The 13,670-nt window shown below is 47.5% G+C and carries 11 protein-coding genes; 10 read left to right on the plus strand and 1 reads right to left on the minus strand.

Annotation, left to right across the window (positions count from 1 at the left end; all coding sequences use genetic code 11):
* Positions 1 to 95 precede the first annotated feature (95 nt).
* From AC0VZ8_RS15575 to AC0VZ8_RS15610, 8 genes are all read left to right on the plus strand, one after another.
* A complete protein-coding gene (locus AC0VZ8_RS15575) occupies positions 96 to 983 on the plus strand; it encodes a YwqG family protein (RefSeq protein WP_071224094.1) in 888 nt (295 codons plus the stop codon).
* Between the two features lie 147 nt (positions 984 to 1,130).
* A complete protein-coding gene (locus tag AC0VZ8_RS15580; RefSeq protein WP_071224092.1) occupies positions 1,131 to 1,859 on the plus strand; it encodes a class I SAM-dependent methyltransferase in 729 nt (242 codons plus the stop codon).
* A 248-nt stretch (positions 1,860 to 2,107) separates the two neighbouring features.
* Complete coding sequence (gene ytxJ, locus AC0VZ8_RS15585) at positions 2,108 to 2,446, plus strand: bacillithiol system redox-active protein YtxJ (protein WP_071224090.1); 339 nt, start codon at positions 2,108 to 2,110, stop codon at positions 2,444 to 2,446.
* A 38-nt stretch (positions 2,447 to 2,484) separates the two neighbouring features.
* A complete protein-coding gene (locus tag AC0VZ8_RS15590) occupies positions 2,485 to 2,817 on the plus strand; it encodes a thioredoxin family protein (protein WP_475487449.1) in 333 nt (110 codons plus the stop codon).
* A 499-nt stretch (positions 2,818 to 3,316) separates the two neighbouring features.
* On the plus strand, positions 3,317 to 3,976 hold the full coding sequence (locus AC0VZ8_RS15595) for a hypothetical protein (RefSeq protein WP_475487450.1): 660 nt from the start codon (positions 3,317 to 3,319) through the stop codon (positions 3,974 to 3,976).
* 5 nt (positions 3,977 to 3,981) lie between these two features.
* Complete coding sequence (locus tag AC0VZ8_RS15600; protein WP_475487451.1) at positions 3,982 to 5,091, plus strand: methyl-accepting chemotaxis protein; 1,110 nt, start codon at positions 3,982 to 3,984, stop codon at positions 5,089 to 5,091.
* A gap of 48 nt (positions 5,092 to 5,139) precedes the next feature.
* Positions 5,140 to 8,868 carry a non-ribosomal peptide synthetase family protein gene (locus tag AC0VZ8_RS15605; RefSeq protein ID WP_475487452.1) on the plus strand — a complete coding sequence of 1,243 codons (3,729 nt, stop codon included), beginning with the start codon at positions 5,140 to 5,142 and terminating at the stop codon, positions 8,866 to 8,868.
* Between the two features lie 150 nt (positions 8,869 to 9,018).
* On the plus strand, positions 9,019 to 9,696 hold the full coding sequence (locus tag AC0VZ8_RS15610; protein WP_071224082.1) for a serine/threonine protein kinase: 678 nt from the start codon (positions 9,019 to 9,021) through the stop codon (positions 9,694 to 9,696).
* A gap of 127 nt (positions 9,697 to 9,823) precedes the next feature.
* On the opposite strand, the gene glsA is transcribed toward AC0VZ8_RS15610, so the two are convergent.
* The gene (gene glsA / locus AC0VZ8_RS15615) at positions 9,824 to 10,765 is read right to left on the minus strand and encodes a glutaminase A (protein WP_475487453.1); all 942 of its coding nucleotides are present in this window, start codon (positions 10,763 to 10,765) and stop codon (positions 9,824 to 9,826) included.
* A gap of 217 nt (positions 10,766 to 10,982) precedes the next feature.
* Between glsA and AC0VZ8_RS15620 the strand changes: the two genes are divergently transcribed.
* Positions 10,983 to 11,750, plus strand: a complete 768-nt coding sequence (locus tag AC0VZ8_RS15620) for an ABC transporter ATP-binding protein (protein WP_071224078.1) — start codon at positions 10,983 to 10,985, stop codon at positions 11,748 to 11,750.
* Entirely contained in the window at positions 11,737 to 13,668 is a 1,932-nt protein-coding gene (locus tag AC0VZ8_RS15625) for an ABC transporter permease (protein WP_475487454.1), read from the plus strand. Before AC0VZ8_RS15620 ends, AC0VZ8_RS15625 begins: the two co-directional genes overlap by 14 nt.
* Positions 13,669 to 13,670 lie beyond the last annotated feature (2 nt).

Consider the following 13,670-nt stretch of genomic DNA (forward strand, 5'->3'; position numbering starts at 1 on the left):
CCGCTTTTTCTCTTTAAGCAAGAGTAGGGAATCGTGCAAATCCTCGTTTTTTGTTATGATTATTATCTAAACTTTGAATAGAAGAGGAACAAGACATGCAGTTAAACGAACATAACTTGATCAAGATGCAGAGCATCATCAAGGAACACCAATTTGAACATGCAGCTGACTATTTAATCGAACATACGCGCCAAGGCATACGGTTATCCAAAAAGGGAGTGGAGGACTATGCCAGGCCGTGCCATTCACGGATTGGCGGAGATCCGGATCTTCCCGAAGAAATTGAATGGCCACTGACTTCGGAAGGTACGCCGATGACGTTTTTGGCACAGCTGCAGTTGAGGGATGTGGCAGCTCATGATGCCACCGCTTCGCTTCCACTGGGCGGAATGCTGTATTTCTTCATTGGCGTTGATGAGCCTGCCTATAATATTGAACATCGGGTTCTGTATCTGACAGAGGATCAGACGGCGGCAGCGGTTCGACGCCAGGCTCCTGAGGAAACCACGTTAGAAGAAGAATTCACCGGCTACCGTATTGAAGCCAGAGCTACGCTTGAGCCTCCTAATTACGCATATGTGGATGACGCAATCGTCGAGGATGAGGAGCACGATTTTGAATCTTATGAGGACCTGTGTCATCAATTGACTGGACTGGGATCTGACGACATTGCAATGATCTTTGGCTATCCCTCTACCCAGCACGGAGATTGTGAGCATGAGGCTGCTTTAATGCTGCTAACCGGATCCGAGTACAATTACTCCATGGAGGCGGCTATGCAGCAGATCACCGATCATTGCGGAGGCAACGCGGAGCAAGCCCAGCAGGAAATTCGGGATACACTGCTTCTGCTCGCGATCGATTCGGACGACGATGTAGGATTTTGCTGGTGGGATGCCGGTGAGCTGCAATTTTACATGCGAAAAGAGGACTTGATGGCCGGAAATTTTGAGCGGACGTATTGTTCGCTGTATTCAAGCTGACTAACAGGGAGCGAGCAATGACAGCAACTTCCATCGGCTCTTGGTCGGAGGATCGGGAATGGATATAGCAGAAATCGATACGTTAATCTTCATCGGATGTTCAAGGATTTGCTTAATGAAGTTCTGTCACTAGAGGGGGGATGAACCATGAAGGAGAAGGTCATTAAAGCATATGATAAGCTGGCTGGAGACTACGAGCGGCATGTAGATTCGCAGAGCGGACATAATGCGTATTACGAAAGGCCGGCCATGATGCATTTGTTACCGGCGAACATGGAGCAAATGACCGTCCTTGATGCTGGTTGTGCCGCGGGGTGGTATACGGAGCAATTTCTTAAACGAGGGGCCCGGGTCACAGCGGTTGATCTGAGTCCGGCGATGGTAGAAGCCTGTAAGAGGCGAGTCGGCAATGAAGCGACGGTATTCGCATGCGACATAACCGAGGATCTGCCCTTTGAAGATGAGGTTTTTGATCTTATCGTAAGTTCATTGACGCTTCACTACATCGAGGATTGGGCGCCGACCTTTCGCGAATTTCAGCGCGTGCTGAAACCTGGCGGCAGTTTGATTTACTCCGTTCATCATCCCTTTATGGATGTTAAACATTTTGATCGCCAAGATTACTTTGCTCGTGAGTTATTGACGGAGGTTTGGAACAAACCGGAGTCCGGACCCGTCGAAGTCTCCTTTTATAGAAGACCGATTCAGGAAATCATCAACGTAACTTCTTCACGGTTTCGAATCGATCAGCTGATTGAGCCGCAGCCCAGTTTAGCGGATAAAGACAACCCGGAAGCTAAGGAATGGATGGCCAAATGGTATGATCGCCTGATGACGAACCCTCACTTTTTGATTGTGAAAGCCTTAAAATCATAACTTCGAATCCATACATATTCATAAGGGAACCGCGTCCATCGTGGTTCTTTTTGTGCTCGAAGGACGTGACGGGAGCGGATATGATTTTCCTCCAGCCCATACGAGATTTAAAGGATCTCGATGGGGGAGGATGATCGCCATCCGACTGTCTCACATGAAAGATGGTACAGCCTATGTGTATCATAGCGATTGGTTGTATAATAGAAGCAATGCAATGCATTACATCACATCCAAGGGGAGAATATCATATGCAATGGAATGAAATCACGACATTAGAAGAATGGAATGCGATTCTGGAAAAATCCTCCGAGCGCGGCCAAGTTATTTTGAAGCATAGCACGACATGCCCGGTTAGCTCCAATGCTCTTTCGGAGTTCGAATCTTACTTGAAAAAGGCACCAAACAGCGATGTGGATTACACGCTGGTTAAAGTCATTGAGTCCCGGCCGGTTTCCAATAAAATTGCCGAGGATTTGAACGTAAAGCATGAATCACCGCAAATTATCTATGTGAAGGACCAAGCGAAATATTGGACGGCCTCACACTGGGCGGTTACGTCTGCGCATATCACCGCGGTTCTGGACTGACATAATCCTTTGTCGCGCCTGAAAGTATGGTGTAAAAGATGAAAGAACTGGAAGAACTAAGATCGATAGAGGCCATCGAGCGGTTTATTCAAGATCACACCTTCAGTTTTGTTTATGTATCCAGACAAGATTGCAGCGTATGCCACGCGATCTTACCCAAACTTAGACAATTGTTGGAGCAGTTCCCTCGCATCTCATTGGGACATATCCAAGGCGAAGCCGTCGGGGAAATCGCCTCGAGATATTTGATATTTACCGCTCCGGTACTCCTCTTATTCGTAGAGGGAAAAGAGCATCTGAGAGAGGATCGCTTTGTACTGTTTGGCGCGTTAGAAAAGAAATTAAAAAACATGATGGAGCTCTTTAGCTAGATATCAGCGAAAAAGCAATGAACCAAAAGGCGATATTCCTAAGTCACAAGACTTACGGAATGTCGTCTTTTTTGCGTTTCAAAACAAGCTGAAAAAGCGGAACTTTAAGGCAATAGCAGTCATGAAAAATTCAAATATTTGTCGAAAATCAGGACTAATTTGCATTCAAATATTACTAAAGTATTAAAAATTAAAGGGGATATGCCGATTTATTAATAGTACAAAAGATGTAAGGTTTATGGAATCATAACGTGAATATGGATCTATTGAACTGGAATTTCGCATAACAAGAACTTTGTGTGGAATGGACCTATGTCAGAAGAATGATGGAGGGGAAAGCGGTTCATTCAAGATGAACATTTTTGAAAAATGTAATGTATTCATGAAAAATTCCGGAAATTTTATAGTTTCCAGGAAAGTAGGTGATGCGACAGGTTCGCAAAAGAAATCCCTATTTTAATTGGAAGATACATAAGAGATATCAAAGGAGAGACACCAAGTGAGTGAGCCAAAACCGTTATCAAGAGGAATGCGTTTTAAAAATTTGAGCATTGTTACAAAAAATATGTTATGGACAAGCCTGTATATCATTATTACGGGTGCTGTCGTTATTGGATCTAGTTATTATATCCAGGACAACGTGCTGACGAAGCAGCTGCAATCCGATTCTGGAAAAATTATGGATACCTTGGTTAAGTCCGTATCGGTGGAAGATGCTCTAGCGGTGAAAGGCGCCACCGACCGCAATGCGGATATCCAAAAAAAACTTACCAAGACGTTTGATGATCTATCCTTAACGCATCCCAATATTGCACAGGGCTATATTTTTGGACCGGAGCTCGAGGGTGGCAACCAGACCTCGATTATTGCCATGCCGACGGCAGTGCTCGATATGTTTGCCGAAGAAGACTTGAATCTGGGCGACTTATACGAACAGCCGGATATCCATGCCGATGCCGTAAGAGAGATGCTGAAAACGAAAAAAATCGTCTACACCAAAGCCTATAAAGACAATTATGGTACCTGGATCACCGTGCTGCATCCTTTCCAGGATGCCAGCGGGGAAATTTTTGCTTACATGGGGATCGACGTGGATGCAAGCTTAATCGCTTCCGGGAAACAGGAATTGATCACCAATACGGTTTTTGCGCGCTGCTGATTACCTTGCTGATCGTATTAGCGCTGCAATACTTCACGATTAGACGGACATTCGCACCGATTCAAGCATTAATGGGGGCGCTGGACAAGCTGAGCAAAGGTGACTTCACCGTCCAATTAAAAGCTGGCGAAGATGAGCTGGGCCAGGTCAATGCCAAGTTCAATACAACCGTCAATCATATTAATGAACTTGTCACAACGATCAAAACGGTATCGGAGCAGTCTGCAGAGCAGTCTAAATTCCTCTTCTCCGCTGTGGAAGTCAATAATAACAAATCTTCAGCTATTACTAAAAATATGGAGGAAATGTCGGAACGCGTTGCTCTGCAGAGCACTTCCATTACCGAAAGCGTGGTTTCGCTTGAGGAAATCTCATCCGGCGTATCAACGATTGCCGGCAATACATCGGATCTTTCTGAGATATCTGTGCAGATGAAGGAGCAATCGGAGCGTGGTAACCACAATGTGGAGCAGGTTATCGAGCAGATGAATTCCATCGATCATTCGGTCAAAAACTCGGTGCATATCATCGAGAAGCTGCAGAACCGTTCACATGAGATTGGTCAGATCGTGCAGGTTATTACCGAAATTGCCTCTCAGACGAATCTGTTATCACTCAATGCCGGAATCGAGGCGGCAAGAGCCGGCGAAGAGGGCCGCGGGTTTGCTGTCGTCGCCAGTGAAGTGAAAAAGCTTTCGGAGGAATCCAGAAAATCGGCGGACCAAATCATTGAATTGGTTCGATACATTCAGGATGAAACGGCATCTGCGGTAGAAGCCATCAGCGAAGGAGAACACAACGTCGCTAAGGGAATTGAGGTTGTCAAAGAAACGGGTGAGCTGTTTAAAGGCATGCTGGTGGCAACCGATACGGTGACGAGTCAAATTCAAGAGGTGTCTGCAGCTACCCAGCAAATGGTTGCCGAGACCGAACAGATTACCGCAGCGATTAAACAATTGGCAGAGCTTGCAGAGAGAAACTCGTCTGTATCGGGTGAGATCCGGATCAGTGCCAAGGAACAGCAGGCTTCCTTCGCCAAAATTTTCGAATCTGCAGAACAGATCAGCCAGGTTTCCGCTGAGCTGGAGGCCCTTGTAAACAAATTGCGTGTGTAGTGTTGCGAGAACAAAAACAGTAGAGAAAAAAAGATGGAGCTGAAACCTTTGAATACAACATTGATGATCGAACAAGGCAAAGAATATTGGTTGAATGAACTGCAGCTACCTTTACCGGGATTCTATCTGTACACCGATGGTCCAGCGCATCTTCAGGAGCAAGAGCTTGATCGCACGACGTTGAAGCTTCATATCGAAACCGGTAAAATCAAGCGGTTCCGCGATTTATATGACATGAAGGTGTGGATGCTCACAAGCTATGTGGTGTTTCTATACCGAATGACTCACGATACCGATTTACTGATTGGCGTGAACAATGAAAAGGGCAATCTCCTTCCGCTGAGAGTTAACTTAAGCGGCAACGACTCATTCGCACAGATCTATGAGCAAATTCTCGGCAAAATGGAGCACATTGAAATAAGCAGCTTTTCGCTTGAAGATATAGAAGGATTCACCGGTCAACCGCTCTCGCTCCAAACGGTCTATGGCCATAATGGGAATGGTTATGCTTATAGTTCCAGCTGGCTGAACTGGATGGTTCAGGAGGAGAAGAAGGACGAGTGGACACTCTATGTATCCTATGCCCAACCATTGTATCGAGAAGAAACCATCGAAAAATTCAGCAGGCATTTTGAGCTGCTCGCAAAGGCGGCTCTTGAACATATGGATGTTCCGGTTAGCCGTTTGCCTATGCTGACAGAAGAGGATAAGAACGCGTACTCGATACTCAATGACACGAAGAAGGAGCTCCCGAAGGATCCTACCATTGTGTCGATGCTTGCTTCCATTGTGGAGAAATTTCCGAAGCGAATCGCGCTATCGACAGGTCATGAGCAAGTATCGTATGAGCAGCTTGACCGGTTGTCAAACCAAATTTCACATATGCTTATAGACAAGGGACTGCGTAAAGGCCAATTCGTCTCGATATTTATGAAGAGGGGCCTGGATACGATTGTCAGTATGCTCGGTGTGCTCAAGGCCGGCGGAGCCTATATCCCGCTGGATCCATCACATCCAGACGAAAGAAATGCCTATATTATCGAGGATACCCAATCGGCGATCATTCTGACGCATCAGGACTTTACAGCCAAGCTGGATGGACTCCTGGCTGGTTTTCAACCGAAGCCAGCGTACTTCTGTCTGGATGAACAATTCCTTTCGTACTCGGATGAAGCCTGTGGCGTCCGCGTTGAAGGCGATGATTTGGCATACATTATCTATACCTCCGGTTCGACGGGCAAACCGAAAGGGGCCTTAATCGCCCATCAAGGCGTCGTGAATTTGGCACTTGCCAATCAAGAGAATTTACAGATGAGTGAACAGGATATCATTCTTCAATATTCCACATTCAGCTTTGATGCTTCCGTATACGATATATTCGGATCGTTGGCATGCGGTTCACGACTGCATCTTCTTACCGATGAACAGCGTTTCTCCATAGACGCCTTTACGGAGGCCGTAGCAGAAACCAAGGCAACCCGTGTCGCCATATTGCCTACGGTGTTTTTTAATCAATTGGCAGCGTATTTGCCTGTGGAAGACACACATAAATACCGGAATATCAAGACGATCGTCGTCGGAGGGGAAGCGCTGGCCGGAGAAACCGTTCGGATGTTCCAGAAAAAGCTGCAGATTCCAATCGTGAATCTATACGGCCCAACGGAAACAACGGTTGTAGCAACAGGTCATGTCGTGGATTATCCGGTTCCGGACGATCTGGCCACCGTGTATATCGGGACGCCTTTTGCCAACTATGAATTGTATATTGTGAATGAACATAATGAGTTATGTCCAACTTGCGTAACCGGAGAGCTGCTGATCTGCTCGGTCGGCGTAGCCAAAGGGTATCTGAATCAGCCGGAGAAAACAAAAGAAGCCTTCATTCTGGATCCGATAACACCGGAATCCGGAAAACAATACTACCGTTCCGGAGACTTGGTTCGTCTGCTGCCGAACGGACAAGTGGAATACCGGGGACGTAAAGATTCGCAGGTGAAGATCAGAGGCTTCCGGATCGAGATTGGGGAGATCGAAGACAATCTGGCGAAGCACGAACAAGTAAAGGACATCGCGGTTATTCCGAGAATGGACGAGGACGGAACCAAAATGTTAGCGGCATTCTATACAACCCATGATGGACAGGCAGCTTCCGCTAAGGATTTGGTGCAGTTTTTAGGTCAGAAAGTACCTGGTTACATGGTTCCTAAATACATGTGTTTCGTGGAAGAAATGCCGCTATCCCCGACCGGTAAGATCGACCGTAAGAAGCTGGCAATGTACGAATTGTCGATGGAGATGGAAGAGGATGACTCCCACTACGAGGCACCGGTTAACGATATTCAGCGGAATGTTGCTGCGGCTTGGGAACAAGCACTTGGACAAACCAAGATCGGCATCCACAACGATTTCTTCGATATCGGCGGGTATTCGCTGAAAATACTGGAGATTCTGGTGCTCCTTAAGCCGCAGTACCCACAGTTGAAGATCAATGATTTCTTTGTGTATCCGACGATTGCAAAATTAGCGGAGCGAGTAGAGGAAATGGGGCAAGTAACCATCCCAGCCGATCAATTAGAAGATAGGGATCTTCCTATTCAGGATTTGGCTGAGTATCCGATCTCTTTCCCGATCAACGATGGTTCGGAACAACCCATCTATCACCAGCAGCATATTTTGCTGACAGGCGCCACGGGATATTTGGGGTCACATCTGCTGTATGAACTGCTCAAACAATCGACCGCTACCGTATACTGTCTGGTTCGACCAACAAAGCAGATGGAGCCCTATGCCCGCCTTGAGCAGATCATGACCGGATATTTTGGCGAAGAGGTCAAGTCTCGAATGGACAAAAGGGTGATTGCGATTCAGGGCGACTTGGAGCAGGAATATCTAGGGCTCGGAGTTGAAGACCGTGCCATGATTGAAACGCGCATCGATTCCATCATTCATTGCGGAGCCGAAGTGAAGCATTTTGGCGATTCCGACTATTTTGCGAGAGTTAATGTGGAGAGTACGGACCGTTTGTTGGCTTTGGCTCAGAGAAGACCGCATATCCGCTTTCACTTTATTTCTACGCTTGGGATCCCTGAAGATTTGGCACTGGGCGGTCAGTGGGATGCCATCGTTGCCGGAACGGGATATGAAGAGTCGTCCATTGAGAATGTCTATACGAACAGCAAGCTGGAGGCAGAGAAGCTGGTCATTAAAGCCGGTTCAGATCGAGGCATTCCATCATCGGTTTATCGCGTGGGGAATTTGTCCTGTAACTCGGAGAATGGAATTTTCCAGAAAAACATCGATAACAACGCGTTTTACCGCATGCTGAAAGCGATGCTGCTGTTGAAGAAAGCGCCCGGTGTGAGATGGGAAGTAGATATTACGCCGATTAACTATGCCGGGGAAGCCATTACCGCACTGCTGCTTCAGCAGGAAACGGTCGGGCGGGTGTTCCATATCTGCAACCCGGTTGCCGTTCCTTATGAGGAGATGGTGGAGCATTTCAAAGCCTATGGATATGACATTTCGGTGATGGACTGGAAGGAATACGAGGCATGGTTATTGGATCCTCAGCAGCCGAAGGATAAGGAAGGCCTTGAGCTGGCGATGGCGCAATTCGAAGGCGACGGAGCCAAGAATTCCATCTACCGGTATACTTGTCCGCAAACCTCGGAATTCCTCAAGCACACAGGGGTAAAATGCGCTTTACCAGACCAGCTGTTATTTGAAAAAATGATTGAATATGCCGCTGGTATTGGTTATTTCGTGAAGCCGGAGTAATCACAGGCAGGCAGCAAGCATGAAACCGCGAGAAGCTCTCGCGGTTTTTTTGTGGTCAGGATCAGGCACAGCATGCAAATATTTTTTTTGTGGCGGGAGTGTGGTACGATCATACTGATCTAAGTCCAGTAACACCAAATGAGGTGGCCCATGAATCACGAACATTGGAAGCAGGCAGAGACCGCACTGGCTTGCATGGAAGTTTTCAAGAACGGAGAGAACGACCCTGTAACGATTGAAGGCGAATCGGATGACCTGCGCTGCATCGGAATTGGTACGGATGCTGCAGTATTCGTATACGAACCTTTGCCGGCTTATGCGTTTAAACTGTATGCTGCGGAGGCGCAGCCTAAGAAGGAAGCGGAGATTAAGGTCTATCAAGAGTTGGTGGGAAGCCCCTATTTTCCTGTATTTTATGGAGCAGGTGAGCGTTACGTGGCGATCAGCCATGAATCCGGATTCACTCTGTACGACTGTTTGCTCTATGGTATGCCCGTTCCGAGGCAGGTCATCGATGATGTTGAAGCAGCACGCTCCTTTGTGCGCAGCAAGGGCTTAAACCCGCGGGATATTCATTTGAAGAATGTACTGCTGCAGGAAGGGAGAGGGAAGGTACTCGATGTATCGGAGTATATTCAGGATGGAAACGATAAACGCTGGGAGCATCTCGTGTGGGCTTACGACAACGTATATCCGCTGCTTGAGGGCAAAAAGTTACCACTCTGGGTGTTGGAGGCCGTGAAGAACGGGTATTACCGTCTAGACCCATCCAGTGTGAATATGCAGGAATTTGCGGACCGGATTGGACGACTGTTCTTCAGGAAATAGGATAACCGGGACTATTCCAAACGGGGTGGGAGCATTCCCCGCTTAGCAAACGAAGCGCTATCATCAGAATATATACGGCGGAATCAATCCCCCTGAAGCTGTAACGGCTCCAGGGGGATTTTGGTTATTAAAAGATACTCCAGTTCATCTCTCGGGATATGGTCTGCAGCAAATGTACGCCGGCATAGCTGTTGCCCTTGTCATTCAGTGCGGGTCCCAGCACACCGATTCCATAACGTCCCGGCACAAAAGTTAAAATGCCCCCTGAAACGCCGCTCTTGGCGGGCAACCCTACCTGAATGGCGAATTCTCCTGATGCGTTGTACATGCCGCACGTCGTCATGAACGTCCTGGCGATTTGAACATACCTTCTAGGTATGAGTGCTTTGCCGGTAAGCGGATCCGTACCGCTGCAGGCCAGCACTAATGCCATTCTGGCTAGATCGGCGCAATTCACAGCGATGGAGCAGTGCCGAAAATACACCTCTAACACCTCTTCAACATCTCCGCTGAGAACCCCGTTTTCCTTCAAAAAGAATGCTATGGAACGATTCAGATTCCCGGTTTCCGATTCTGAACGGTAAACGCCCAAGTCGTATTCCAAACCAGCGTTGCCGGATAGCTCTTGAAGAAACTGAAGAATTCGGTCGGATTTCTCGCTCGGGCTGTCTCCGTGAATTAAGGAAGAAACGGTTATCGCGCCTGCGTTAATCATCGGATTGAAGGGAATGCCGGGCCTTACTAACTCCAGCTTCAGCATGGAATTAAAGTTGTCTCCGGTCGGCTCCATGCCAACCTTGCTGAAGACGGCATCCTCTCCATTGTCCATCAGGGCTAATATTAGCGTAAACACTTTGGAGATGCTCTGCATCGTAAAGCGCAGCCCGCAGTCCCCGGCTGTGGCGGATTCGCCCATAGTGTTCAGAAGGGTGATGCCCAGAGCAGCATGCGGAGCTTTGGACAGCTCTGGGATGTAGGCGGCGACTTTGCCTCTGCTGACACATGGTAAACTGGCTTCCAGCCAGCCGGGAAGCTGCCGTCGGATGGCTTCGATTTCGGTTGGCCTCATCTGTCAAACCCCTTTCTTGGTGTTAAACACCTTATAAGCCCGCCATGGCCGTGTCCATGCTGCGGGTTTTTGTTTTGTTCTGAGTAAGCCATGCTCGTGTTTGTGTACTGAGCAAGTTTGTTAAGCTTTATGTAAGGTTCGTATAAAAATCGTGTAAGGTTCGCCTTTTATAATTACATCTGTGCTTAACTAACGACAACTTGAAGGGGAACGCGATATGACAACCATATTACAAGCAAAACATGTAGAAAAAACATTCGGTAATCAAGGAAATCAATATACGGCATTGCACGATATTAATCTTGAGATTCAGGAAGGCGAGTTTGTCGGGATTATGGGACCATCCGGGGCAGGCAAATCCACGCTGCTGAATATTTTCTCGACGATCGATACACCGTCGGCAGGCGATATTACCATTGCCGGACAGCATATCGTGTCGATGAACGAGGAGCAGCTATCGGATTTTCGCCGGAATCAGCTCGGCTTTATATTTCAGGACTACAACCTGCTGGACACACTCACGGTCAAAGAAAATATTTTGCTTCCACTGGCGTTGTCCAAGGTGCCTGCAGACGAGATTGAGAAACGGGTTAACGCGATTGCCGATACGTTTGGCATTCGCGATATCTTGAACAAATATCCTTATCACATCTCGGGTGGTCAGAAGCAGCGTACCGCGGCCTCGCGCGCCATTGTCGCCAATCCAAGCCTCATATTGGCGGATGAGCCGACAGGGGCGCTGGATTCCAAGTCGGCAACCAGCTTGCTGCAAAGTTTAAAGAAACTGAATGAGATCGATCATTCCACCATCATGATGGTCACTCACGATGCTTATGCTGCGAGCTACTGCAAACGCGTCATTTTTATAAAAGACGGACAGCTTTACCAGGAGCTTCATAGAGAAGACCAACTTCGCAAGGTGTTTTTTGATCAGATTCTGGAGGTGCTGGCTGCACTTGGGGGTGAGCACGATGACACTGTTTAGCATAGCCAGAAAAAATATCCGTAAAAATTTCACCAATTACTTTTTGTATTTTGCTTCGATGATTTTTAGTATCGTCATTTACTTCACTTTTGTTTCATTAAAATATGATACTGCCATTCAGTCCGCAGCGGAGGGATCGACAAAAATCAGTTCAGCCTTTAGCGGTGCCGCTGTCGTGCTGATCATCTTCGTGGCTATATTCATTTGGTATTCCAATTCCTTCTTTACCCGCAAGCGCAAGAAAGAAGTCGGATTGTATTCATTGCTCGGTGTGCGGAAGAAACAAATCGGCCGGATGTTATTTTATGAAAACTTTCTGATGGGTGTGCTAGCTCTACTAGCCGGGATGGTTCTAGGCTCCGTGCTGACGAGATTCTTTGTATCCCTGTTAATGAAAGTTATGGGATATGATGCGGTGTCGAATTTCTCGATATCGCCTGCGGCCATCATCAATACCACCATCGTATTCATGATCATTACGCTTATCACATCGCTGCAGGGTTACCGATTGATCTACCGGTTCAAATTGATTGAATTGTTTCATGCGGATCAAGAGGGAGAACGGGAACCGAAGGCTTCATGGATCACCGCTATATTGTCTCTGGTATTCATAGGCACCGGATATTGGCTTGCTCTGCAAAATCTGCTGCAATCCAAGGCTTGGGCGGCGCTGGGATTCATGTTAACGCCGCTCGTCATCCTGATGACCGTGATTGTCGGAACGTATCTGCTGTTCAGTACTCTGACCGTTACGTTGTTGAAATTGTCCAGAAACAACAAGAGCAGATTCTGGAACGGGATGAACATGATCGGGGTCTCCCAGCTTCTATATCGAATCAAAGGCAACGCCCGAACGCTCACCATCATTGCTGTACTTAGCGCGACAACCCTTACTGCTGTTGGGACGGCTTACAGCTTTTATTACAGCAATGCAAGCAGCGCCCAGCAAGCGAACCCGAACAGCATGATGTGGATCTCCCATGACAGCAGCGTGACCAAACGCGCAGACGAGCGGATCGGCTCAGCTGCACATCACGAGCTGTTATATCATGTGTCCGTCCCTGTCCTTGAAGTGGACGCTGATGTCAGAGGGCTGAACGATGCATTTTCGCAAGATATCCAAACTTTCAGCGTCATCTCCGAGCATGATTTTAACGAGCTGGCGAAGGTGCAGGGCCGGAAAGACACCATCACTTTAAGCGGAGAAGAGGCCGTTGCCTTGGACCCGGCCTATTACGAAGGAATTTCACCGACGTATGTGGGTTCTACGGTCACGCTCAAACCAGACAAGCAGGAGCAGCAAATTACCTTTAAGGGATTGAAGAAATTCAGCGTGCTAAATATGGGGACGGTCTATTCTACAGTGGTCGTAAGCGACGAACTGTTTACGCACTTGCAGAAACAGACTAACACGATTTTGCTGGAGGCTTACGGCATATCGAATCAAGATAAAGCGAAGCAGTTGACGGAGGATCTGGAAGGCATCTTACCGGAAAGCGCCTCATTCGCCAGCTATTATCATGATTATGCGAGAGGAATGGAATCGTCAGGCCTGTTGATTTTTATGGGAGGATTCCTGGGACTTGTGTTCCTGACGGCGACAGGCAGCATCATTTACTTCAAGCAATTGACAGAGGCCAATTCGGACAAGGCAAGATATCAGATATTATACAAAATCGGCGTAAATCGGCGTGAGGTTAAAAAGAGCATTGCCCAGCAAGTGCTGTTCATCTTTGCTTTGCCGCTCGCTGCCGGCATTGCGCACTGCGCTGTCGCACTTTCTGCGTTGTCCAGGCTTCTGCATATGAATCTTGTGATTCCGGTCGTAATCTGTATGGCCGTCTACACCTGTGTTTATTTGATCTATTACGTTGTTACCGTTAGGTCCTACTATAAAATCGTAACCAAAACAAAATAACC

The organism is Paenibacillus sp. QJM3NY_38, from assembly GCF_056173265.1.